A 23898-nucleotide genomic window follows, 5' to 3' on the forward strand; every position below is an offset into this window, starting at 1 on the left:
TCGGGTTCCGGCGGCCGGGGGTTCTCCCCGGTCGCCGGACGCCCCGGCGGGCGTTCCTCGGCAGGATCCTGTGAGGCTGGTCCCGGGCGAGACGGCCATCCGATCACCCGCCTCCCTGGCCGTCTTCGCCGCTACGGTCCTGCTGTGCACGGCGCTGGTGGCCGACGCGGTCCTCCGCGGGCGCTGGGACACCGCATTGGCGTCCGTGCCCGCGGTGGCCTTCGTTGTCTGGGGTGCCTGGCTGGTTTTCGCCAGGCCCTGCCTGCGCCTGCACGACCGCGGGCTGACCATCGTCAACGTCATGCGCACGACCACCGTGCCCTGGGGCGAGGTGGACGACATCGTGCTGCGGCACCAGGTCACCGTGGTGACGCGATCGGGTGAGCGGTTCGTGTGCTGGGGTGCGCCGTCCTCCTCCCGGTCCGGAGTGGGGACCACCCGGTCGGCCGGGCAGGTGCGGGAGTCCAGCGGCCGGATCGGCGGGTCGCCGGCGCACCGGGCCATTCGCGGCTTCTGGGATCGGCACGAGGTTCCGCCGCGCGCCGGGGAACGATCTGTGCGTCGATGGCATCGACGGCCGCTCCTGGTCGGGGCCGTTCTCGTTCTCGGGGTCTCCGGTCAGCTGGTCTGGTCGGCGTTCGCCTGAGCCTTGCTTAATCGGGGCGGGTTTTCCCGCGCAATCTGCCCTTAAAGTTTCGAAACTGTTACAACTTCTGTCTAACCGTGCCCCCAAACTGGTAACTGGGGCAGAGTCGCTTCACGCAGGCATAGGCTCTCCCGTTAAGCACACGAGAACAGTTCCTTCCGCCGGTATCCCGGCGCGGGGAGCGACGGGGGAGTTTTCATGGTTTGTAATCGTTGCACGCTGTCGGCCGTCGTTCCCGGCGCCCTGGTCTGATCCGCGCCCCCATGGTCTTCTACATCTTCCGGCGTTTCGTCAACTACTTCTTCCTGTCGATGATCGCGACCTGCCTGGCCTACATCGTGTCCAGCCTCGCGCTCGACCCGGCGGCCAAGTACTACGGCCGCAACCCGCAGCCGTCGCAGCAGACGATCGAGAACATCCTGAACGGTCTCGGCGTCAACCCCGATGTGCCCGTGTTGCAGCGGCTCTGGGACTGGCTCGTCAACATCGTCGTGCACGGCTCGCTGGGCACCGGGGTCAACGGCGTCTCGATCGGTGACCAGATCATCTCCCGCGCCGGGGTCAGCCTGCGGCTGCTCCTGATCGGCTCGCTGATCGGGGCCATCGTCGGAGTGACGCTCGGGGTCTGGGGTGCCGTGCGGCAGTACAAGCTGAGCGACCAGGTCGTCACCTACGGTTCCTATCTGATCTTCGCCACTCCCACCTTCGTCATCGGTGTGCTGCTGATGATCGGCGCGACGGCGCTGAACGGCGCGGCGGGCATGCAACTGATCACCTTCACCGGGGAATACTCGGCCGGGCTCACCGGCTCCTGGGGGGAGCTCGCGCTCGACCGCGGCATCCACCTGCTTCTGCCGACCATCGCGCTGGTGTTGATCGGGGCGGCCGGCTACTCGCGCTACCAGCGCAGCGTCATGCTCGACGTGCTCTCGGCCGACTTCATCAGAACCGCCAGGGCCAAGGGGCGGTCGCGCAATTCGGCCCTCGTGCGTCACGGTGTGCGCGTCGCGCTGATCCCCATGTCCACGTTCTTCGCCTACAGCTTCGGCACTCTCGTTTCGGGGTCGATCATGCTGGAGATCGTCTTCTCGTTCCACGGCATGGGGGAGTTCGCCCTCAATGCGATCAGCCAGAACGACATCAACGCGGTCGCCGGCACGACGTTGTTCGTGGCGATCCTGATCCTGTTCTCGTCGACGCTCTCCGAAGTGCTCTACGCCGCGCTCGACCCGAGAGTGAGGAACTGAGATGTCCCTGGTCGAAGAAACCAATGCGGAACTGGGCACACCGCTCGTTCCGCTGCTGCCGGGTTCGCCCAACGCGCCGTTGGCCCGGCCGGACCGGCCACGCTCCCGCGGCCGCCTGATCTGGCGCCGGCTCACTCAGACCTCCCGCTTCTGGGTGGGGGCGATCGCGATCGCGGTCATCCTCGCCTGGGCGCTGCTCGGACCCGTGCTCTACCCGTTCGACGCCATCGAGCGCGACCCGCTGAACATGGGCCTCGGGCCCACCCAGCTGCACTGGTTCGGCACCAACGGCATCGGCCAGGACCTGTACGCCCAGACGCTGGTCGGGTTGCAGAAATCCCTGGTCATCGGGCTCATCGCCGGGCCCCTTGGCACCATGATCGCCGCCGTCGTCGGCTCCGTCGCCGGTTACCTGGGCGGGGCGGTCGACCGTGTGCTGGTCTGGTGCATCAACCTGCTCCTGGTGCTGCCGTCTTTCATCCTGCTCGTGATCCTGAGCCCGCTGTTCAAGGGACTCTCCTGGGTGTTCCTCACCGTCTTCATCGCCGGCTTCAGCTGGATGATCATGGCGCAGGTGGTGCGATCCCAGACCAGGTCGCTGCGTGACCGCGACTTCGTCAAGGCGTCCCGGTACATGGGTGTGCCCATGCACCGGATCCTCGGCCGTCACATCATCCCGAACGTGGCGTCGCTGCTGATCATCGACGCGACGCTCGGCGTGGTGGCCGCGATCCTGGCCGAAACCAGCCTCAGCTACTTCGGCTTCGGTATCCGGGCTCCCGATGTGTCCCTGGGCACGCTGCTGGCCGAGGGAACCAGCGCTGCCGTGACCCGCCCGTGGATGTTCGTCTTTCCGGCCGGCGTGCTCATCCTGACCCTGTTCGCCGTCAGCCTCATCGGTGACGCCCTGCGCGACGCCGTCGACCCAACCTCGGGAGTCAACCGTGACTAAGCTTCTGACGAACGAGATCCCGGCCGGCACGCCCCGCACGGATGCGCCGCTGCTGGCGGTCACGGACCTGTCGGTCACGTTCCCTCAGCGCGGCGGCCCGTCGGTCCAGGCGGTGCGCGGCATCAGCTACCAGGTGCACCGGGGCGAGTTCCTCGGCATCGTGGGGGAGTCCGGCTCGGGCAAATCCGTCTCCTCGCTGGCGTTGATGGGGCTGCTCCCCAGCTCGGCGCAGGTCACCGGCAGCATCACGTTCGGCGGCCGGTCGCTGCTCGACCTGAACGACCGGCAGCTCTCCCGCATCCGTGGCCAGGAGATCTCGATGATCTTCCAGGATCCGCTGTCGGCGTTGACGCCGGTGTACACCGTGGGGGACCAGATCGCCGAGGCGCTGCTGCTGCACGATTCCGCGCTGAGCAAGCGCGCGGCCTCGGCCCGGGCGATCGAGCTGCTCCAGATCGTGGGCATTCCGGCCCCGGAACGTCGGGCCCGGGCCTTCCCGCACGAGTTCTCCGGCGGCATGCGCCAGCGCGCCATGATCGCCATGGCCATTGCCAACGACCCGCTCCTGATCATCGCGGACGAGCCGACGACGGCCCTGGACGTCACCATCCAGGCTCAGATCCTCGAAGTGCTCGAGAAGGCCAAGTCCCTGACCGGCGCCGCCGTCGTGCTGATCACCCACGACCTGGGGGTGGTGGCCGGCCATGCCGACCGCATCGCCGTGATGTACGCGGGCAAGCTCGTGGAGAACGGCACGACCGACGAGGTCTTCGCTTCCCCGCACATGCCCTACACGATCGGTCTGCTCCGCTCGGTACCCAACATGCAGACGGCCGGCACGCAGCGGCTGGTCCCGCTCGAGGGCCGTCCGCCGTCGCTCACGGCGCTGCCTCGCGGCTGCCCGTTCGCGGCCCGGTGCCCGATTGCCGTCGCCGCCTGCCTCGACACGGAACCGGTGCTCCTGAACCATGCCCCGGCCGCACCGGGCACGCCCGTGGCCGGCCTCGGTGAGACCGCCCACGTCGCCGCCTGCCACCGCGCGGCCGAGATCGCGTCCGGGGCTCTCACCCGCCCCGACGTCTTCCCCCGGCCGGAACCGCTGGCCGTGGAGCACCGCGACAGGGACCGGCACGCCCACCCGGTCCTGACCGTCACCGGTCTGGTGCGCCACTTCCCCCTCACCAAGGGCGGGGTGTTCTCCCGCCAGATCGGCACCGTGCGGGCCGTGGACGGGGTGTCCTTCACGATCCAGCCCGGACAGACCCTGGGGCTGGTCGGCGAGTCAGGCTGCGGCAAATCGACGACCATCCTCGAGATCCTGGAGATGACGAAGCCGCAGGCCGGTCAGATTCTGATCGACGGCCAGGATGTCGCCACGCTGGGTCGTGCCGACCTGCTCCGGTTGCGGAAGGACGTGCAGATCGTCTTCCAGGACCCGATGGCCGCCCTCGACCCCCGGATGCCGATCGGCGACATCATCGCCGAGCCGCTCACCGTTCACGGCGTGAAACCCGCGGCCCGGCGCGCCCGGGTGGCCGAGCTGCTCGACCTGGTCGGGCTCGACCCTCAGATGGCCGACCGCTACCCGCACGAGTTCTCCGGCGGGCAGCGGCAGCGGGTCGGGATCGCCCGCGCCCTCGCCACGAACCCGCGGCTCGTGGTGCTCGACGAACCGGTGTCCGCCCTTGACGTGTCCATCCAGGCCGGCGTGATCAACCTGCTCGAGGACCTCAAGGAGCAGCTGAACCTCTCCTACCTGTTCGTGGCGCACGACCTGGCCATCGTGCGTCAGATCGCCGACACCGTCGCCGTGATGTACCTGGGCCGGATCGTCGAGTACGGGCCGGTGGCCGAGGTCTTCGCGAACCCCCGGCATCCGTATACCCAGGCGCTGATCTCGGCGGCTCCGATCCCGGACCCCGTGATCGAGCGCAGCCGCAAACGGGTGCTACTGGAGGGCGACCTGCCCAGCCCGACGGAGCAGATCGACGGCTGCAACTTCCGCAGCCGCTGCCCGCTCTACGCCCTGCTCCCGCCGCAGAAGAGGGCGCTCTGCGAGAGCATCGACCCGCTGCTGTCCCGGGTCGGCACCGTGGAGACGGCCTGCCACCACGTGGAGCACAGCGCTCTCCTCACCGCGGGCGTCTAGCCCCCACAACCTCCCTCACCGGGAATAGTTCCCACCAAGAAAAGGAGAATCACACATGAAACGGAAAAGTACTGTTTTCGCAGCACTCGCCGTGCTGAGTGCGTCCGCCCTGTTGCTCACGGCATGCGCTCCCGGCAACACCGCGGAGGACTCGCCTGCAGCGAGCGAAAGCAAGGTCCTTCCCACCACGGCGTGGGAGACCGCCGCAGCCGCCGACGTGCAGGGTGGCGGGACGCTCAACCTGTCCATCGATTCCCTGCCCGCGAACTGGAACACCTACCAGGTCGACGGCAACGAGTCGGACACGGTCAACACCGTGGCGCCGACCACCGGCGGCCCGATCCGGGTCGCGGCCGACGGCACCACCACGGTCGACCCGAACTACGCCACCAGCGTCGAGGTCATCAGCGAGGACCCTCAGGTCATCGAGGTCAAGCTCAACCCGGCCGCGGTCTGGGAAGACGGCACCCCGATCACGTACAAGGACTACGTGTCCACCTGGACGGCCATGAACGGCAGCAACGAGGCGTATTCCCCGGCCTCCACGGCCATCTTCGACCAGATCAGCGCGATCGAGTCCACCGGGACCGACTTCGACTTCACGGTGACCTTCGACTCGATCAACGCCGACTGGGCGTCGATCTTCACCAGCGTGCTGCCCGCCGTCGTCACGTCCACGCCTGAGGCGTTCAACACCGGCTACGTCACCACGCCGATGCCCTCCTCCGGCCCGTTCATCATCTCCACCATCGACACCGTCGGCCAGGTCGCCACCCTGACCCGCAACCCGCTGTGGTGGGGCGAGGCGGCCAAGCTCGAGACCATCATCGTCAAGGTCATCAGCGGCGCCTCGGCAGCCACGTCATTCGGCAACTCCGAAACCGACGTGCTCTACATCTCGTCGAACGCCGACGCCTACCAGACCGCCGAGAAGCGCGCGGATGCCGACATCCAGGCATCCGGCGGCCTCACCTGGACCCACGTCACCATGAACGGCTCGAAGGGTCCGCTCGCGGACGTCGAACTGCGGCGCGCCATCGGCCACGCGGTGAACCGCGGTCTCATCTCCGAGTCGGCCAACACGCCGGTCGGCGTGGACGCCACCACCCAGGGCAGCTACATCTTCATGCCGGGCCAGAAGGGCTATGAAGACAACGTGGGCGACGCGATCGGCTACGACGTGGCCGCGGCCGAGAAGCTCCTCGACGACGCCGGCTACAGCGCCGGGGACGACGGAATGCGCGAGAAGGACGGCAAGGCTCTCGAGCTGTCCATCACCGTGCCGGCCGACACCCCCACGAACAAGCAGCGCGCCGTGCAGGTGCAGGCTGACCTGAAGGAGGTCGGCGTCGCCGTCGAACTCAACGAGGTTCCCACCGCGAAGTACTTCTCGGACTACATCATCCCGGGCGACTTCGAGATGACCAGCTTCTCCTGGGTCGGCACACCGTGGCCGATCTCCTCGAGCGAGGCGCTGTTCTCCCCGGTCGACTCCGAGTCGAACTTCACCGGCATCACCGACGAGAAGCTCTCCGCTCTCTACGACGAGGCCAACACGGAGCTCGACGCCGACAAGCGCATCGTCATCGCGAACAAAATCGACAAGGTGCTCGCCGCGTACGTGCCGATCATCCCGATCGCGCCGCTGCCGAACGTGTACGCCGTGAAGTCGGGTCTGGTCAACTACGGGGCCACCCAGTTCGAAACGGTCGACTGGTCCATCGTCGGCTGGAAGAAGTAGCCGGCAACACCCGCAACACAGCACGGACGACGGGACGGGGACTTCGGTTCCCGCCCCGTTTTCCGTGTCCCTGGGCCGACCCGAGCGACTCTCAGCCCCCGGACGTGGAGAGTGCGGTAGGATTATCCGTTGGGTCGGACTTTGACCACACACATCCATTCTTCGTCGCATGCGGTACTTTGCGGCATCCATTCTTCGTAAGGATTTACTTCATGGCGATTGCCACGCGCAATAACCTCCGAAATGTCGCGATCGTAGCCCACGTTGACCACGGCAAGACCACGCTGGTTGATGCGATGCTCCAGCAGACCAACTCATTCGCTGAGCACGCACACACCGAAGAGCGCGCCATGGACTCCAACGAGCTCGAGCGCGAAAAGGGCATCACCATCCTCGCCAAGAACACGGCGATCTCCTACAAGGGCATCCACGCCACGGATGGCCCCATCACCATCAACGTGATCGACACCCCCGGCCACGCCGACTTCGGTGGTGAGGTCGAGCGCGGCCTGTCCATGGTCGACGGTGTCGTGCTTCTGGTCGACGCCAGCGAGGGCCCGCTGCCGCAGACCCGCTTCGTGCTGCGCAAGGCGCTCGAAGCCCACCTGCCCGTCATCCTCCTGGTGAACAAGACCGACCGTCCCGATGCTCGCATCGACGAGGTCGTCGAGGAAAGCCAGGACCTGCTCCTCGGTCTCGCCAGCGACATGGCCGACGACGTGCCCGACCTCGACCTCGACCTGGTGCTCAACGTGCCCGTCGTCTACGCGTCCGGCCGTAACGGTTCCGCCAGCCTCAACCGTCCCGAGAACGGCCAGCTGCCCGACAACGACGACCTCGAGCCGCTCTTCGAAGCCATCCTCCAGCACATCCCGGCGCCGGTCTACGACGACGAGCACCCGCTGCAGGCCTGGGTCACCAACCTCGACTCCTCGCCGTTCCTCGGCCGCCTCGCGCTGCTGCGCATCTTCCAGGGCACCATCAAGAAGGGCCAGACGGTCGCCTGGATCAAGCACGACGGCACCATCGCGAACGTGCGCGTCACCGAGCTCATGATCACCAAGGCGCTCGACCGCTACCCGACCGAGAGCGCCGGCCCCGGCGACATCGTCGCCGTCGCCGGATTCGCCGACATCACCATCGGTGAGACCCTCGCCGACCCCGAGGACCCGCGCGCGCTGCCGACCATCACGGTCGACGACCCGGCCATCTCGATGACCATCGGCACCAACACCTCGCCGCTCATCGGCAAGGTCAAGGGCCACAAGCTGACCGCCCGCATGGTCAAGGACCGTCTCGACAAGGAGCTCGTCGGCAACGTCTCGCTCCGTGTCATCGACATCGGACGCCCGGATGCCTGGGAGGTGCAGGGCCGAGGCGAACTCGCCCTCGCCATCCTGGTCGAGCAGATGCGCCGCGAGGGCTTCGAGCTCACCGTCGGCAAGCCGCAGGTCGTCGTCAAGCGTGTCGACGGCAAGATCCACGAGCCGTACGAGCACCTCACCATCGACTCGCCCGAAGAGTACCTCGGCGCGATCACGCAGCTGCTCGCCGCCCGCAAGGGTCGCATGGAGAACATGGCGAACCACGGCACCGGCTGGGTCCGGATGGAATTCATCGTTCCGTCGCGCGGCCTGATCGGTTTCCGCACCGAGTTCCTCACGGACACCCGCGGTACCGGTATCGCCAACGCCATCTTCCACGGCTACGAGGCCTGGGCCGGCACGATCAACACCCGCACCAACGGCTCGATCGTCGCCGACCGGTCCGGTGTGGTCACGCCGTTCGCGATCATCGCCCTGCAGGAGCGCATGTCGTTCTTCGTCAACCCGACCGAAGAGGTCTACGAGGGCATGGTCATCGGCGAGAACTCGCGCGCCGACGACATGGACGTCAACATCACCAAGGAAAAGAAACTGACCAATATGCGTCAGTCCACCTCCGACACGTTCGAGTCGATGACCCCGTCCAAGCAGCTCACGCTCGAGCAGTGCCTCGAGTTCGCCCGCGAAGACGAGTGCGTCGAGGTCACCCCGGCCATCGTGCGTATCCGCAAGGTCGAGCTGGCCGCTTCGGCACGCCAGCGCAACGTCTCGCGTCTGAAGAAGCAGGACGCGAACTAAAACGCTCCCGAGAGAAACCGCAGTGGGTGTGGTTATGGTTTTCCATGGCGACGCCCCTGCGGTTTCGCGCGTTAATCACCTGACTGATCCAAGCGATCGAACCGACGAATGGGCATCCTGATGCAGTTGAACCGAGTACATGTTCTGGCCGTGACCCTGGCCGTTGCGGGACTGACCGTTCTGACCGGATGCACCGGTGAGACCGTCGGCAACGCGGTCGACGGCGCCGTGAACGGGGCCACCGGGGGTGACGTCAGCCTCGGCGGGCAGCTGCCCGAGGGCTGGCCCGAGGAGATCCCCCTGATCGATGGAAACATCGGCTTCGGGGCCGCGAACCCGGCGGACGGCGACCGGGGCTGGGTCGTCACCGTCGCCAGCAGCGCCGCGGACCCGTTGGCCGACGCCACGGCGAAGCTCGAGGCCGCCGGTTTCACCGCCGACACCGGCGCCACCGCGAACGTCGGCGAGACCGGCGTCGCCGCCCTGACGAACAAGACCTGGTCCGTGGTCGTCGCCGGCACCCCCGAGGGCGTGCTCTACACGGTTTCCCCGGCCGCCTGACCGCCCCACGACCTCACCCCTGCCGGCGCCGGGGATCAGGCGAAGAGGGCGGCTCCCACGAAGGAGCCGCGAGCAACGCCTTGGGGAACGGCGAGCAGGGCCGACCCGACGTGGCACGGCGGCCGATCTTCACGACGTCGGCCACCAGGATGGTCACAATGAGGGCGGCTTCGAGGCCGTCACGCAGGCCGATCAGATAACTTGCGAGCACGGGGCGTCTGGTTCGGGGAGAAAGAAGTTTGCCAGGGCTTCCCGTGGTACGTCACTCCAGCTTCGGTTCTACGATCGTGTCCAGCTATCATTCATGCGTGGGTGTCCGCCCGTCCCAACTCCGTGGAGCTCCTCGATGGTCATGTCCGGCAGTGCAGAACGAGTCGTTTTCGTGCACGACCGGCCCGGCCAGGAATCCCTCCTGACCGGAGGAACCATCTCCCGGCTGCGGTCCGACGACGCCGAGGTCGTCGTCGTGTTCGGCTCCGCGCAGTCCGCGGACGAGGCCGACGTGCGCGCGGCCATGGCGGCGCTCGACGTCCGCGACTGGCGGTTGCTGCCCGAGGCATCCGGCGCGCAGTCACTGGCCGAGGCCGTCGCCGACGTGCTCGACGACGTGCAGGCCACCGCCGTCGTGATCGGCGCCGACGACGAGACCCTGCGTCGGGCGGCATCCGGGGCCGCCGACAGCCTGAACGTGCCGGTCTTCCTGCATCGCCGGGTGACGGATGCCGTCGGCCAGCGTCTGGTCGCGATCGACGTGAGCGCCCAGGTGGACCAGAAGCTGCGCGCGATCGCCGCATACCCGCGCCGGTGGAGCATCACCGACCACGCCGTCGAGCCGGTCGTCGCCGTCGAGCCCGGCGACCCGGCCGACCGTCCGGTCACGATCGGCGGCACCGAAACCTTCCTGCGCCAGCCCCCGGCGCACGCTCCCGCCACGGAAACGGCCCCCGGACCGCTCAGCCGTGGCCTGGCCGCGGTCCTCGCCCTCCTGACCGGGGCCGCATTCGGCGTGGTCGGCACCATCGCGCACCAGGCCACCCTCTCGCTCGGACCCGTGACGATCCCGGTCGGCCTGATCCTGGCCCTCGCCGGCATCACGGCGCTCCTGGCGGGACTCCGACTGGTGCTGGGGGACCGCCTGATCGTCCTGATCTGTGCGATCGGTCTCCTCGGCACCATTTTCGTCCTGTCGCTGCGCAGCAGCGGCGGCTCGGTCCTGGTCCCCGAAGGGATTCCGGGTCTGCTCTGGACCGTCGTCCCGACCCTGGTGGCCACGATCGTGCTGGCGTGGCCGCGAATCCCGGCCCGTCAGGGTTCGGCATAGACTGGATATTCGCTCGTGAAGGGAGCCCCGCACCGTGACATACGTCATTGCACTGCCGTGCGTCGATGTGAAGGACCGCGCCTGCGTGGACGAATGTCCGGTCGACTGCATCTATGAGGGTGACCGCTCGCTCTACATCCACCCGGATGAGTGCGTCGACTGCGGCGCCTGCGAACCGGTGTGCCCGGTCGAGGCCATCTACTACGAAGACGACGTGCCCGAGCAGTGGGCCGAGTACTACAAGGCCAACGTCGAGTTCTTCGACGACATCGGTTCGCCCGGCGGAGCCGCCAAGATCGGTGTGATCCACAAGGACCACCCGATCATCTCCGTGCTGCCCCCGCAGGTCTCGATCTGACCCAGACGTGCTGAAGCCGCTCCCCGACTATCCGTGGGACCAGATGGTCCCCTTCGCCGCGCGGGCCCGTGCCCATGCCGGCGGTATCGTCGACCTGTCGATCGGGTCGCCGGTGGACCCGACACCCGAGGTCATCCGCCGTGCGCTGGCCCAGGCCACCGACGCCCACTCCTACCCGCAGACCGCGGGAACCCCGGAGCTGCAGCGGGCGATCATCGACTGGTACGAGCGCCGGCGCGGCGTCACCGGCCTCACCGAGAAGAACGTGCTGCCGACCATCGGGTCGAAGGAAATGGTGGCTTTGCTGCCCTTCATGCTCGGGTTCGGCGAGGGTGACACCATCGTGCACCCGCTCGCCGCCTACCCGACCTACAGCATCGGCGCGGCCATGGCCGGAGCGGATGCCCTCGCCGCCGACGACCCCGCCGACTGGCCCGACACGACGAAGCTGGTCTGGCTGAACAGCCCGGGCAACCCGGATGGCCGGGTGCTGTCGGTCGCCGAGCTGCGGGCCGCCGTCGCGCGCGCCCGGGAACTCGGCGCGGTGATCGTCTCCGACGAGTGCTACGCCGAGCTCGGCTGGACCGACGGCTGGGACACCCGGCCGACCCCCAGCATCCTGGACCCGCGCGTGATCGGGCAGGACCGGCACGGTGTTCTCGCGCTGTACTCCCTGAGCAAGCAGTCGAACATGGCCGGCTACCGCGGCGCGTTCGCGGCCGGCTGCGCAGACCTGCTCGCCCGAGTGCTGACCGTGCGCAAGCACGCCGGCCTCATGCTTCCCGCGCCGCTGCAGGCCGCCATGGTGGCCGCGCTCGGCGACGACGAGCACGTGGCCGGGCAACGGCGGCGCTACCAGGCGCGCCGCGACGTGCTGCTGCCCGCGCTGGTGGCGGCGGGCTTCCGCATCACCCGCAGCGAGGCCGGGCTCTACCTCTGGGCGACCGAGGGGCGCGGCGCCTGGGAATCGATCGGCAGGCTCGCCGACCGGGGCATCCTTGCCGGACCCGGACCGTTCTACGGCGACGGCTACCCGCAGCACGTGCGCTTCTCCCTCACCGCCACGGACGAGCGGATTGCGGCGGCGGCGAGCCGGTTGTACGCCGGTTAGTACCCCATATTCTCGAGTTGTCAACTCTCTCCAACGAAGCGAGGCCATTCTTGTCGGATGCAACAGTAGGCGGCTCCGGCCATTAGGCTGTACCCGCGTTGACGTCTACAGACACATCGGTGTGCTGTGGCCATTCGCCACAGACGGTCAGCCACCAGACGGTTAGGTAGTGATTTCAGTGACACTCAGTCAGACCCAGGGAGCCGCCGTGAGCGACATCGCCGAGCGAACGCCATCCATCGAACCGAAGCAGGCGACACTGTCGTTTCCCGGCGGATCCGCCGAGTTCCCGATCGTGCGCGGCACGGCCGGTGCCTCCGGCATCGATATCTCGACGCTGACCCGCAAATCGGGTCTGATCACCCTCGACTCCGGGTTCGTGAACACCGCCGCCACGCGGTCGGCGATCACGTTCATCGACGGCGAGAAGGGCATCCTGCGCTACCGGGGCTATCCGATCGAGCAGATCGCCCAGAACTCCAACTTCCTCGAAACCGCCTGGCTGCTGATCTACGGCTCCCTGCCCAGCGCGAGCGAACTCGAGGCCTTCGACACGCGCATCCGTCGCCACACCCTGCTGCACGAGGACCTGCGGCGCCTGTTCGACGTGCTGCCGTACAACGCGCACCCGATGGCCGTGCTCTCCGCCGGGACCTCGGCGCTGGCCGCGTACTACCAGGACGCCCTCGACCCCAATGACCCGGCGCAGGTCGAGCTTGCCACCGTGCACCTGCTCGCCAAGCTGCCCGTGATGGCGGCCTACGCCTACAAGAAGAGCATCGGCCAGGCGTTCCTGTACCCCGACAACTCGCTCGGCTACGTGGACAACTTCCTGCGGCTGATCTTCGGTACCCTCGCCGAGCCCTACGAGGTGAACCCGGTCGTCAGCAAGGCGCTCGAGCGCCTGCTGATGCTGCACGAGGACCACGAGCAGAACGCGTCCACTTCGACCGTTCGCCTGGTCGGTTCCACCGAGGCGAACCTGTTCGCGTCGGTCTCCGCGGGCATCAACGCGCTCTCCGGGCCGCTGCACGGCGGCGCCAACGAGGCCGTGCTGAAGATGCTGGGCGAGATCAAGGCATCCGGTGAAGGCGTCGAGAAGTTCGTCGAACGGGTCAAGAACAAGGAACAGGGTGTTCGCCTGATGGGCTTCGGCCACCGGGTGTACAAGAACTACGACCCGCGCGCGACCCTGGTCAAGGAGAGCGCCGACGAGGTGCTCGCCGCCCTGGGCGTTCAGGACGACCTGCTCGACATCGCCAAGGAACTCGAGCACATCGCGCTCAACGACGACTACTTCCGGGAGCGCAAGCTCTACCCGAACGTGGACTTCTACACCGGCGTCATCTACAAGGCGATGGGCTTCCCGACGAGCATGTTCACGGTGCTCTTCGCGATCGGGCGACTGCCCGGCTGGGCGGCGCACTGGCGTGAGATGAACGAGGACCCGACGACCAAGATCGGTCGCCCGCAGCAGCTCTACATCGGTTCGCCGGCCCGCGACTTCCCGCGCCGGTAGTCCGCGGTCGGGCGGGCCGCGTTCTCGGCCCGGCCCTACTCGGCCCTGAGCAGCAGCGTGTGCGTGGCGGCCTGCCGCACAGCGGCCAGGGAGAAGAGCCAGGGCCGGGTGCGGTTCTCCTGCCAGAGCACGGTCTGGTCGTCGTAGTTGGGATGGAACGCGTGTCCCGAACTGCCGGTCAGATTCAACCAGGTCGAGTCGTCCCAGTCCGCGAGGCTCACCACCTGCCGCATCGACGGCACCCAGTCCACGGTGTAGCCCACCGTGGCATCCCAGCCGACGGCGTCGATGACGCTGGAACCGCCCGCCACCTCGTACGGACCCCGGTTGAAGAGCCACTCCACCGGGGCGATCCCGGATTCGCCGAAGCTGGCATGCGTCACCTCGAGCGTGTGGATGCGGCCCCACTCCCAGTCGTGGACATCCGCGCCCATCAGCTGCGCACCCTCGACGGCGGCCCGGGTGAGAACCCGTTTGAGCATGCTGTCGCGACTGTTGGAGCCGATCCGGTCGTTGTCCCACCACGGCGAGTCCGGCGTCTCGAGCAGTGCGATCACGACGGCGAATGAGCGGTCCCCGCCGGTCAACGCGGTGCCTTCCGGGAGCTTGCCGTCGAACAGCACCGCGAGCAGGTTGCGCCAGACGATGTTGAAGTAGGCCGCCGGGGCGCTGCCCGCGTCGAGGTGGAAGTCCCAGTCGTCGAAGAGGGCCAACGCTTCCCTCGTCGCGCCGGTCGTCTCGATGCCCTGCAGCACGGGCACAAGGACCGCCGCCAGCGGGCTGTAGGTGTCGGCCTGGATGTCACTCATCATCGCCGTCGTCACCGGGGTGCCGGCGTCGATGCGCGCCTGCAGACGCTCCGTGATCGCGGCCGCCCGGTAGCCGAGGTCCCAGTCCTGCGTGATCAGGTAGGGATAGTCCGGGCCGACCGGGGCGTTGTTGGCCGTCACGATGAAGCCGCGGGGCGGATTGACCGACTGTGGCAGGGCGTCGAACGGGATGTAGCCGTCCCAGCCGTACTCGCTCGTCCAGCCGGGCGCGGGAACCGTGCCGTCGCCCTCCCGGCGAATCGGGATCAGCCCGGGTGCCTGGTAGCCGATGTTGCCGGCCACATCGGCGTAGACGAGGTTCTGCGACGGCACGTCGAACAGCGCGGCCGCCTGCCGGAAGCTCGCCCAGTCGGTCGCGGCCCCGAGCGCGAAGATCGCGGATGCCGTTCGACCCGGCGTCAGCGCCGTCCACTGCAGGGCGAGGGCATAGGTGGTGGTCTCGGTGGCGGCCCCCTCAACGCCCTCCGCCGCCGCGGCATCCGCCCCGCCTTCTGTCCCGTCTTCTGTCCCGTCGTCCGCCGCCGGCAGGTCGATCGCCGACGGGTACTCGTTCGCGATCCCGGGGAAGGCGCTGCCGCCGAGCGCACTCACGAGCGGGCCGTGCTCGGTCGCCCGGATCTCGATGGTCACCGGGTCGCCGCCGGCGACCGTGATCGTCTCGGTGCGCGCCAGCAGCGGTTTCTGCGCTCCGTCGTACTCGTAACTGTCCCCGGTGACTTTCTCCAGGTACAGGTCGGCGACATCCGGCCCCAAATTGGTGAAGCCCCACGCGATCTGCGCGTTGTGCCCGATGATGATGCCGGGCAGACCCGAGAAGCCGTACCCGGCCAGGTCGAACGGGCAATCCGCGGTCACCATCTCGCAGCGCAGCCCCACCTGATACCAGACCGACGGCATCACCGCGCCGAGGTGCGGATCGTTCGCGAGGATCGGTTTGCCGGTGGCGGTGTGCTCTCCGGCGACCACCCAGGAGTTGGAGCCGATCTCGCCCCCGGCCGGACCGAGCAGCTCGGGCACGCCCGCGAGCGTACCGCGCAGCCCGGCGAGGGAGGAGGTCAGGGCCGTCCGGGCAGACGCTTCGCCCAGGCCGGGCGGGGGAGCGGCCGCGGTCGTGACATCCTCCGCGGTGACATTCTCCGCGGTGACGTCTGCCGGTGCCCCGCCTGCCGCCGCGACTTTGGCGGCAGGCTCCGGCGCCCCGGCGAGGATGGTCGGGTGCGTCGCATACGGGAATGACGGATGCAGCAGCGCGATTTCATCCGGACCGAGACTGCCGGCGAGCAGCGCCCGGTCGATCTCGTCGTCGAGGTTCGAGCGCAGGTCCCACGCCATCGCCTTCAGCCAGGCCACCGAGTCGGCCGGGGTCCACGGCTCCGGCGCGTAACCGGGGGTCTGCAGCCCCAGAGCCACGTACTCGAGTGAGAGCTCGGCGCCCGCGTGCGTGGCCAGGTAGGCGTTCACACCGTTGGCGTAGGCCTGGAAGTAGCCGAGGGTGACCGGGTCGAGCAGGGCCACCTCCTGCTCGGCGACCGCCCGCCAGCCGAGCGTCCGAATGAAGGTGTCGGTGCCGACCTGGCTCTCGCCGAACAGTTCGGCCAGCCGGCCGCTCGTCACGTGCCGGCGGAAATCCATCTCCCAGAAGCGGTCCTGCGCGTGCACGTACCCCTCGGCCCGGAAGAGGTCCCCGGCGGTCGTGGCCACGATCTGGGGGATGCCGGCCTCGTCGCGGTACACCGTGACGTCGGCTTCGAGGCCGGGCAGCACGAGTTCGCCGGCGAGAGTGGGGAAGGAGCGGGTCACGGTCCACACGCCGAGTCCGGCGGCCAGGACGAAAAGGCTCAGGACGACGGCCAGCGCGACGAGGGCCGACCCGATTCGGCGGTGGCGTTTGCTGCGCGGTGCGTCGGTTCCCACGTCACTCCCTTGTGACTGGCAGCGTACTCCGCGGGGGCGCGGCCGGGCGGGGCGTTTTCGGTTCTCAGGCGTGCAGCTGGGCGTTCAGCACGATGCCGGTGCCGCTGCGCTGGAGCACCTCGACCGCGCCCGAGACCGAGTTGCGACGGAACAGCAGGTTGGCGACCCCGGACAGCTCGACGGCCTTCACCGACGCAGCCTTGCCGTCGGCCGTGCGCGGCTCGCCGGGCAGCAGCACCTTGGTGCCGGCGGTCACGTACAGGCCCGCCTCGACCACGCTGTCCGCGCCGATCGAGATGCCCACCCCGGAATTCGCGCCCAGCAGGGCCCGTTCACCGATCGACACCCGTTCGGTGCCGCCGCCGGACAGCGTGCCCATGATGGAGGCGCCGCCGCCGATGTCGGCGCCGTCACCCACGACGACACCCTGGGAGATCCGCCCCTCGACCATGGAGGTGCCGAGCGTGCCGGCGTTGAAGTTGACGAACCCCTCGTGCATCACCGTGGTTCCGGGGGAGAGGTGCGCCCCCAGACGAACCCGGGACGCATCCGCGATCCGCACCCGGTCGGGCGTGACGTAGTTCAGCAGCGGCGGGAACTTGTCGATCCCGGTCGCCTGGATGCCGTGGCGCTGCAGGGCCGGCCGCAGGCGGGTGAAGTCGGCGGGCAGCATCGGGCCGGCATTGGTCCAGACCACGGCGGGCAGGTGACCGAAGATGCCGTCGAGGTTGAGCGTGTTCGGGCGGGCCAGCAGGTGCGACAACAGGTGGAGGCGCAGGTAGGCATCCGACGTTCCGGCCGGCGCAGCGGTGAGATCGATCTCGACCGTGACGGCCTCGACCCGCACCATGCGCCTCGGGTCCTCGCCGGTGAATTCCTCGAGCTCGGACGGCACGAGCCACCGGTCGCGGCCGGCCGGCAGGGGGCCGAGCCGCGGCGCGGGGAACCAGGTGTCCAGCACCGTGCCGTCGCCGGCGACGGTGGCGAGGCCGTAGCCCCAGGCGTTCGAGGAGGCAACGGATGTCGGGGGTACGGCAGTGGTCATGGCTCTAGGTTAGTAGAGTGCCCCAAAACACTGTGACCCTGGACCTCTCCGCGACCTCGATCGAGCTCACCCGCGCGCTCTGCGACCTGGAGTCGGTGTCCGGCGACGAGACCACCATCGCCGACGCTGTGGAACGCGCGCTCGGCGGGTTGCCGCACCTCGAAATCATCCGCGACGGCGACACCGTCGTCGCCCGCACCAACCTCGGCCGGGCCCAGCGCGTGATCATCGCCGGTCATCTCGACACGGTCCCGGTGAACCGCAACCTGCCCACGCGGTTCGAGACCATCGACGGCGTCGACTACCTCTGGGGCCGCGGCACGGTCGACATGAAGGCCGGCGTGGCCGTGCAGTTGAAGCTGGCCGCCGAACTCACCGCGCCCGGCGTCGACGTGACGTGGATGTGGTACGACCACGAGGAGGTCTCCGACGACCTGAACGGCCTCGGCCGCCTCGCCCGCAACCGGCCCGACCTCTTCGAGGGCGACTTCGCGATCCTCGGCGAGCCCACGAACAGCCAGGTCGAGGGTGGCTGCAACGGCAACGTGCGGGTGGAGATCCGCGCCTTCGGGCTGCGCGCCCACTCCGCCCGCAGCTGGGTCGGCGACAACGCCATCCACAAGGTCGGGCCCATCCTCGACATCCTGGCGGCCTACGAGCCGCGGCAGGTCGAGGTCGAAGGCCTGGTCTACCGCGAGGGTCTCAACGCCGTCGGCATCAGCGGCGGCATCGCCGGCAACGTCATCCCGGACGAGTGCATGGTGCACGTCAACTATCGTTTCGCCCCCAGTCGCACCGCGGCGGAGGCCGTCCTGCACCTGGAGGACCTCTTCCCGGGCTATGAGATCACCATCGTCGACCGGGCCGAGGGTGCCCGACCGGGCCTGGACGCCCCGCTGGCACTGCAGTTCCTGACCGCGGTCGGCGGCGAGGCCAGGCCCAAGTACGGCTGGACGGATGTCGCACGGTTCTCCGCGCTCGGCATCCCCGCCGTCAACTACGGCCCCGGCGACCCGCTGAAGGCCCACGCCGACGACGAACGCGTCGCCCTGGCGCAGATCACGGACTGCGAGGACGGCCTCCGCGCGTGGCTGACCGCACGCATCGGGTAGCGGTGGCGGCGTCCGGCCGGCAGGCACGCGTCCGGCTCACGCCGTGGTGGGTATTCGTCGCCGTGATCTGGGCCGCGTCCCGGCTCGTCACGACGACCCTGGTGCTGCTGCTGGCGCACGTTCAGGACGCCAACCCGTGGACGGCCGCGTCCCCGGGCTACGCCGCGTTCGCGAACATGTGGGACGCCCGCTGGTACAACATCGTCGCCGTCGCCGGGTATCCCCAGGCGCTGCCGCTCACCGCCGGCGGGGAGATCGCGGAGAACGCCTGGGCCTTCATGCCGGGCTACCCGGTGGTGGTGCGCCTGCTGATGGAGCTCAGCGGAGCGCCGTGGGAACCCGTGGCCGTGTTCGTCTCCCTGACCGCCAGCCTGGGCGCCGCCCTGCTGTTCTACCGGCTGATCCGCACGGTGCAGCCGCACTCGGTGGCGCTGTTCGCGGTAGTGCTGTTCTGTGTGGCCCCGCTGTCGCCCCTGCTGCAGTTCGGTTATGCCGAGTCGTTGTACCTCTTCCTGCTCACCCTCGCGCTTCTCCTGCTGCTCGAGCGGCGGTACGTGCTGCTGTTCCCGGTGATCGCCGTGATGGCGCTGACCCGGCCGAGCGGCCTGGCCTTCGCACTCGCCCTGGGGCTGCACGTCGTGCACCGCTGGCTCACCCGGTCGAGAGACCCCTTCCCGGTGCGAGAACGGATGCCGGCGGCATCCGCGGCCGTGTTCAGCGGCATCTGCGGACTGGCCTGGCCGGCCATCGCCTGGATCGCCACCGGGTCGATCACGGCCTACACCGACACCGAGCTGGCCTGGCGGTCCGCCTATATCGGCTACCAGGAGCTGGTTCCGTTCACCGCCTGGTTCCAGAGCGGCGTCTGGTGGCTCGGGATGCCGCTGGGCATCGTCGTCGTCGTCGTGCTCATCGCGGCGTTCGGCCTGACCCTGTTCCTCCCGGCCGTGCGCCGCCTGGGCGTCGACCTGCGCTTCTGGGTGGCCGGTTACGGCCTGTACCTGCTGGCGGTGTTCTTCCCGCAGTCGAGCGTCTTCCGCCTGCTGATGCCGATGTTCCCGCTGCTCGGCGCCGTGGCCCAACCGCGGAGTGTGCTCTACCGGGTGGGCCTGGTGCTGCTGTTCATCGCCGGGCAGTGGGGCTGGCTCCTGCTGTTCTGGGGGGTCGACGGAGCGGACTGGACACCTCCCTAATTACTGTCTCAGCCGGTAAAGGCGGATAATAGAAGTTCAGACGAATGAATGGAAGGGGAGTTCATGGCGGCCATGAAGCCAAGGACCGGAGACGGGCCAATGGAGGCTGTAAAAGAGGGGCGCCTCATCATCGTGCGTGTTCCGCTCGAAGGTGGAGGCCGGCTCGTCGTCTCTGTGAACGACGCTGAAGCCAAAGAGCTTCACGATGCACTGGCCGGCGTCGTCCAGTCGACCGTATAGTTCCAGGATCGGCCGCGCAGCTCACGCTGCGCGGCCGTTTTTTTTTGCCCGGCCGGATGCTCGCGGCGCACCCTGTGGAAGCCGGCGTACGATCCAGCGTGCGCCCCCTGCCACAGGGTGCGCCGCGATGGGTCTCGGCGGCCGGGTAGCGCTAGGCGCGGAGCTTGGTGATCTGCAGCAGCCCGTCGCCCACGGGGGAGAGTGCGCTGATTACCGCGGTGGAGGAGGCGATCACGGTCAGCAGGGTGCGGAACCCGGTGGCCACGTCGTCGCGCTGGGCCGGGTTGGCCACGCGGCCGCGCCAGAGCGCGTGGGCGACGAGAACGGTTCCGCCCGGGCGGGCCAGCCTCAGGGCGTGTTCGACGTACTCGATCACGCACTGCGGGTCGGCGTCGACGAACACGATGTCGTAGGAGTTCTCGTTCATGCGCGGCAGCACGTCCGCTGCCCGGCCCGTGATCAGGCGCACCCGGTTCGCGGGGATGCCGGCTTCGGCGAAGTTGGCCCTGGCGTGCTGCTGGTGGTCGACTTCGGTGTCGATCGAGGTGAGGGTGGCGCCGGGCGCGCCGGTGAGCAGCCAGATGCCGGAGACGCCGGCGCCGGTGCCGACCTCGAGGATGCTCCGGGCCCCGGTGGCGGCCGCGATCACGGCCGACTGGGCCCCGACCGCCGGCGAAATAGCGTCGATTCCGAGCTCGAGGGACTGCTGTCTGGCCCGCGCCACAGCGTCGGACTCCACGACTGAGTCGTCGGAGAATTTCCAGTTCAGATCTTTGTCAGACACAGTTCAACTCCAGTAGGTGAATGGGTCAAGCCTAGGGGCGACCGGGCATGGTCCGGGGAGGCCTCGCCGGGGGTTATTCTGGGGGAATGTTCGGTTTGACGTTCGAGAAGATTCTGCTGATCGGCATTGTCGCCGTCTTCCTGCTCGGACCCGAGCGGCTTCCCCACTACGCCGCCCAGCTCGCCCGCCTCGTGAAGCAGCTCCGAAACCTGGCCAACGGGGCGAAAGACCGGATGCGGGACGAGATGGGCCCGGACTTCGACGACGTCGACTGGAAGAAACTCGACCCGCGTCAGTATGACCCGCGCCGCATCATCCGTGAAGCTCTCACCGACGAAGACGAGCTGAAGGGCCAGTCGGCGACCGTGTCGAGGGCCGTCCCGAACCCCGATGGCGCCTATCTGCAACGCAAACGCGCCCGGGAGGCCTCCTCGTTGCCGGCTCCCTTCGACTCCGAAGCCACCTAGCAGCACCCCTCCGGGCGGAACGGGCCGGGTGCTCGCGCTACGCTGAATCCACGTCTGTGAGGAGTGTGACCGTGTCGAACCCGTCGAACACCCGCGTCAAGCCCAAGCGGGTGCCTCTGCCCGTCTATTCCGCCGAATTGCGCCGTCTGCAGACCGAGTTGGTCGCCATGCAGGAATGGGTGAAGGAGTCCGGCGCCCGCATCGTCGTGATCTTCGAGGGCCGGGATGCGGCCGGCAAGGGGTCGGCGATCAAACGGGTCACCGAATTCCTCAACCCCCGCGTCGCCCGGATCGTCGCCCTCCCGGTGCCGACCGAGCGCGAGCGTGGCCAGTGGTACTTCCAGCGGTACATCGAGCACCTGCCCTCCACCGGCGAGATCGTGCTGATGGACCGGTCCTGGTACAACCGGGCCGGCGTCGAACACGTGATGGGCTACTGCACCCCCGACGAGTACCGTCGGTTCCTGCACCAGGCGCCCCTCTTCGAACGGATGCTGGTCGAAGACGGCATCCTGCTCGTCAAGTACTGGTTCTCGGTGTCCGACACCGAGCAGGAGAGGCGGTTCCGGTCGCGACTGAATGATCCGATGCGCCGCTGGAAGCTGTCCGGGACCGACCTGTTCTCGATCACCAAGTGGGTCGACTACTCCCGCGCCAAAGACGAGATGTTCGTGCACACGGATCTGCCGGAGGCCCCCTGGTGGGTGGTCGAGAGTGAGGACAAGCGGGCCGCGCGCCTCAACGTGATCAGCCACCTGCTATCGATCGTTCCCTACACGCGTCGTGAGCCGCCCCTGGTGACCATCCCGGCGCGTCCCGCCGGCGTGGAATACGAGCGCCCGCCGCGTGAACTGAACCGTCCCGTGCCGGACATCACGGCCACCCTGGGGGAGCCCACGGCGAAGCCGACGGGCAAGGCCAAGATCAAGAAGAAGGCGAAGAAGAAGGTGCAGAAGGCGGCGAAGCTCGCGAAGCCGAAGAAGCAGGCGGCGTCGGCCTCGTCGGCCGAGCTCACCGTCTGACCGGGGCTCAGCGGCGGCGGATGCCCTTCAGTACGGTGGCCAGGAGCAGCATCGGTCCGGCCAGCCGCTCGAAGTCGCGGCCGGTGCGCGGCAGTTGCACCAGACCCGTCGCCCGGGCGATGGTGACGGCGTCCACGAACCGGAGCAGCCCCTCCGGGCCGTTGCGGCGGCCGAGACCGGACTGCTTCAGGCCCCCCATCGGGGCGGCCACCGAGGAGAACGACCCGCGGTAGCCCTCGTTGATGTTCACACTGCCGGCCTCGATGGCGCCGCCGACGCGGAGGGCCCGCCGCACCGACCCGGAGAACACCGACGCGTTCAGCCCGTAGTCGCTGTCGTTGGCGGCGACGATGGCCTCCTGCTCCGAATCGATCACGGTGACCGCCACCACAGGGCCGAAGGTCTCCGCGGCGAAGCATTCCATCGCCGCGGTGACGCCGGTCAGCACGGTGGGTTCGTAGAAGAACGGTCCCCGGTCGGGTCGGGCCCGGCCCCCGACTTCGATCGTGGCACCGTGGGCGACCGCGTCGGCCACCTGGGCGCTCACCCGGTCCAGCTGTGCCTGCGAGGTGAGGGAACCGACATCCGTCGAGTAGTCGTAGTCGGCGCCGAGCGTGAGCGACCGGGTGACGGCCACGAACTCGCGCAGGAACGCATCGGCCACGCCGCGCTGCACGTAGATGCGCTCGATCGACACGCAGAGTTGGCCCATCGCCGTGAAGCAGGCCGTCGCGGCGTCGGCGGCCGCACGGGCCGGGTCGGCGTCGTCGAGCACGATCAGCGGGTTGTTGCCACCCAGCTCCAACGAGACGCCGGTGAGGTTGCCGGCCGCCTGAGCCGCCACCCGCTTGCCGGTTTCAGTCGACCCGGTGAAGCAGATGTAATCGGCCTGCTCGGTGACCGCCCCGCCGATTTCCGCGCCGTCGCCGGCGACCACGGCCCAGAGCTGCTCGGGCACACCGGCGTCGATGAACGCCTGACGCAGGGAGAGAATGCTCAGCGCGCCCTGGTCGTCGGCCTTCTGCACCACGCCGCAGCCGGCGGCGAGGGCCGGCACGACGTCCATGGCGGCGAGGCTGAGCGGGTAGTTCCACGGGGTGATCACTCCGGCGACGCCCTTCGGCCGGTAGCGCACGGTGGCCGTGATGACGAGCGGGATCGCGGAGCGACGGCGCCCGCCGCGCAGCACCCTGCGGGCGGCGAGGGCGTTGAACCGGGTGACGCCGGCGGCCTGGAAGACCTCCTCGAAGGCCTGGCCGCGGGTCTTGCCGGTCTCCGCCTGCACGGTGTCCTGGAGCAGCGCGGTGCGCTGGAGGATCAGGTCGTGCGCGCGCAGCAGGATCGCCCGGCGCCGGGCGAACCCGGCCCGAGCCCAGGCGAGCTGGGCCAGGCGGGCCTGCGTGTACGCCTCCCGCACGTCGGACACTCCGCTGACGGGCAGCTCGTGCAGCGTCTCCCCGGTGAAGGGCGCGATCACGGGAACCGTGCGCCCCGTCGTGGAACGGATGGAGCGGGTGAGGTTCGTGATCGCGGCGGGGTCCAGGGGGGAGGCAGACATGCCCG

20 protein-coding genes and 1 pseudogene are annotated in these 23898 nt (G+C 68.6%); 16 read left to right on the plus strand and 5 right to left on the minus strand.

Going from position 1 to position 23898, the window contains the following annotated elements; all coding sequences use genetic code 11:
- Positions 1-70: 70 nt before the first annotated feature.
- The 7 genes from E3T23_RS08505 (at position 71) to E3T23_RS08535 (ending at position 9419) form a co-directional block, all read left to right on the plus strand.
- Entirely contained in the window at positions 71-646 is a 576-nt protein-coding gene (locus E3T23_RS08505; RefSeq protein WP_166806254.1) for a PH domain-containing protein, read from the plus strand.
- Between the two features lie 263 nt (positions 647-909).
- On the plus strand, positions 910-1893 hold the full coding sequence (locus E3T23_RS08510; RefSeq protein WP_134369956.1) for an ABC transporter permease: 984 nt from the start codon (positions 910-912) through the stop codon (positions 1891-1893).
- Position 1894: 1 nt separating this feature from the next.
- Entirely contained in the window at positions 1895-2845 is a 951-nt protein-coding gene (locus E3T23_RS08515; protein ID WP_134369957.1) for an ABC transporter permease, read from the plus strand.
- Positions 2838-4994: an ABC transporter ATP-binding protein gene (locus E3T23_RS08520; protein ID WP_134369958.1), complete on the plus strand. Its 2157-nt coding sequence runs from the start codon at positions 2838-2840 to the stop codon at positions 4992-4994. Before E3T23_RS08515 ends, E3T23_RS08520 begins: the two co-directional genes overlap by 8 nt.
- A gap of 55 nt (positions 4995-5049) precedes the next feature.
- Positions 5050-6735 carry an ABC transporter family substrate-binding protein gene (locus E3T23_RS08525; RefSeq protein ID WP_134369959.1) on the plus strand — a complete coding sequence of 562 codons (1686 nt, stop codon included), beginning with the start codon at positions 5050-5052 and terminating at the stop codon, positions 6733-6735.
- 212 nt (positions 6736-6947) lie between these two features.
- The gene (gene typA, locus E3T23_RS08530; protein ID WP_134369960.1) at positions 6948-8858 is read left to right on the plus strand and encodes a translational GTPase TypA; all 1911 of its coding nucleotides are present in this window, start codon (positions 6948-6950) and stop codon (positions 8856-8858) included.
- Positions 8859-8984: 126 nt separating this feature from the next.
- Positions 8985-9419, plus strand: a complete 435-nt coding sequence (locus tag E3T23_RS08535) for a hypothetical protein (protein ID WP_166806255.1) — start codon at positions 8985-8987, stop codon at positions 9417-9419.
- Between the two features lie 115 nt (positions 9420-9534).
- Here the strand turns inward: E3T23_RS08535 and E3T23_RS08540 are convergent.
- A pseudogene (locus tag E3T23_RS08540) lies at positions 9535-9630 on the minus strand (high-affinity Fe2+/Pb2+ permease); the annotation flags it as partial.
- Between the two features lie 141 nt (positions 9631-9771).
- Between E3T23_RS08540 and E3T23_RS08545 the strand changes: the two are divergent.
- The 4 genes from E3T23_RS08545 (at position 9772) to E3T23_RS08560 (ending at position 13728) form a co-directional block, all read left to right on the plus strand.
- Positions 9772-10740 carry a PIG-L deacetylase family protein gene (locus E3T23_RS08545; protein WP_134369962.1) on the plus strand — a complete coding sequence of 323 codons (969 nt, stop codon included), beginning with the start codon at positions 9772-9774 and terminating at the stop codon, positions 10738-10740.
- 34 nt (positions 10741-10774) lie between these two features.
- The gene (gene fdxA, locus E3T23_RS08550) at positions 10775-11098 is read left to right on the plus strand and encodes a ferredoxin (RefSeq protein ID WP_134369963.1); all 324 of its coding nucleotides are present in this window, start codon (positions 10775-10777) and stop codon (positions 11096-11098) included.
- Positions 11099-11105: 7 nt separating this feature from the next.
- Complete coding sequence (gene dapC / locus E3T23_RS08555) at positions 11106-12209, plus strand: succinyldiaminopimelate transaminase (protein WP_277612462.1); 1104 nt, start codon at positions 11106-11108, stop codon at positions 12207-12209.
- Between the two features lie 238 nt (positions 12210-12447).
- Positions 12448-13728 (plus strand): citrate synthase, encoded by a 1281-nt coding sequence (locus E3T23_RS08560; protein WP_420898314.1) that lies wholly within the window; start codon positions 12448-12450, stop codon positions 13726-13728.
- A 35-nt stretch (positions 13729-13763) separates the two neighbouring features.
- Here the strand turns inward: E3T23_RS08560 and E3T23_RS08565 are convergent, their stop codons facing one another.
- Entirely contained in the window at positions 13764-16472 is a 2709-nt protein-coding gene (locus E3T23_RS08565) for a penicillin acylase family protein (RefSeq protein WP_134369964.1), read from the minus strand.
- Positions 16473-16536: 64 nt separating this feature from the next.
- Positions 16537-17517, minus strand: coding sequence for a 2,3,4,5-tetrahydropyridine-2,6-dicarboxylate N-succinyltransferase (dapD, locus tag E3T23_RS08570; RefSeq protein WP_134369965.1), 981 nt, complete (start codon positions 17515-17517; stop codon positions 16537-16539).
- A 17-nt stretch (positions 17518-17534) separates the two neighbouring features.
- Here dapD and dapE point away from each other — a divergent pair, with 17 nt between their 5' ends.
- From dapE to E3T23_RS08585, 3 genes are all read left to right on the plus strand, one after another.
- Positions 17535-18629, plus strand: a complete 1095-nt coding sequence (gene dapE / locus E3T23_RS08575; protein WP_134369966.1) for a succinyl-diaminopimelate desuccinylase — start codon at positions 17535-17537, stop codon at positions 18627-18629.
- Entirely contained in the window at positions 18605-19822 is a 1218-nt protein-coding gene (locus E3T23_RS08580) for a hypothetical protein (RefSeq protein ID WP_241977775.1), read from the plus strand. Before dapE ends, E3T23_RS08580 begins: the two co-directional genes overlap by 25 nt.
- A 63-nt stretch (positions 19823-19885) precedes the next feature.
- Positions 19886-20062, plus strand: a complete 177-nt coding sequence (locus tag E3T23_RS08585; RefSeq protein WP_134365588.1) for a DUF3117 domain-containing protein — start codon at positions 19886-19888, stop codon at positions 20060-20062.
- Positions 20063-20213: 151 nt separating this feature from the next.
- Here the strand turns inward: E3T23_RS08585 and E3T23_RS08590 are convergent, their stop codons facing one another.
- Positions 20214-20846 (minus strand): O-methyltransferase, encoded by a 633-nt coding sequence (locus E3T23_RS08590; RefSeq protein WP_134369967.1) that lies wholly within the window; start codon positions 20844-20846, stop codon positions 20214-20216.
- Positions 20847-20932: 86 nt separating this feature from the next.
- Here E3T23_RS08590 and E3T23_RS08595 point away from each other — a divergent pair, with 86 nt between their 5' ends.
- A complete protein-coding gene (locus E3T23_RS08595) occupies positions 20933-21313 on the plus strand; it encodes a twin-arginine translocase TatA/TatE family subunit (protein ID WP_134369968.1) in 381 nt (126 codons plus the stop codon).
- 65 nt (positions 21314-21378) lie between these two features.
- The gene (gene ppk2, locus E3T23_RS08600; protein ID WP_420898313.1) at positions 21379-22335 is read left to right on the plus strand and encodes a polyphosphate kinase 2; all 957 of its coding nucleotides are present in this window, start codon (positions 21379-21381) and stop codon (positions 22333-22335) included.
- A 7-nt stretch (positions 22336-22342) separates the two neighbouring features.
- Here ppk2 and E3T23_RS08605 read toward each other — a convergent pair whose 3' ends face one another.
- Entirely contained in the window at positions 22343-23893 is a 1551-nt protein-coding gene (locus tag E3T23_RS08605) for a succinic semialdehyde dehydrogenase (RefSeq protein ID WP_134369969.1), read from the minus strand.
- Positions 23894-23898 lie beyond the last annotated feature (5 nt).

The organism is Cryobacterium cheniae (assembly GCF_004403395.1).
Classification (GTDB): Bacteria; Actinomycetota; Actinomycetes; order Actinomycetales; family Microbacteriaceae; genus Cryobacterium; species Cryobacterium cheniae.

Excerpts from the sequence above, each read along its gene's own strand:
- E3T23_RS08510 (WP_134369956.1), top strand. The coding sequence starts at position 910 with ATGGTCTTCTACATCTTCCGGCGTTTCGTCAACTACTTCTTCCTGTCG.
- E3T23_RS08515 (WP_134369957.1), top strand. The coding sequence starts at position 1,895 with ATGTCCCTGGTCGAAGAAACCAATGCGGAACTGGGCACACCGCTCGTT.
- E3T23_RS08525 (WP_134369959.1), top strand. The coding sequence starts at position 5,050 with ATGAAACGGAAAAGTACTGTTTTCGCAGCACTCGCCGTGCTGAGTGCG.
- typA (WP_134369960.1), top strand. The coding sequence starts at position 6,948 with ATGGCGATTGCCACGCGCAATAACCTCCGAAATGTCGCGATCGTAGCC.
- E3T23_RS08545 (WP_134369962.1), top strand. The coding sequence starts at position 9,772 with ATGTCCGGCAGTGCAGAACGAGTCGTTTTCGTGCACGACCGGCCCGGC.
- dapD (WP_134369965.1), bottom strand. The coding sequence starts at position 17,517 with ATGACCACTGCCGTACCCCCGACATCCGTTGCCTCCTCGAACGCCTGG.
- E3T23_RS08585 (WP_134365588.1), top strand. The coding sequence starts at position 19,886 with ATGGCGGCCATGAAGCCAAGGACCGGAGACGGGCCAATGGAGGCTGTA.
- E3T23_RS08595 (WP_134369968.1), top strand. The coding sequence starts at position 20,933 with ATGTTCGGTTTGACGTTCGAGAAGATTCTGCTGATCGGCATTGTCGCC.
- E3T23_RS08605 (WP_134369969.1), bottom strand. The coding sequence starts at position 23,893 with ATGTCTGCCTCCCCCCTGGACCCCGCCGCGATCACGAACCTCACCCGC.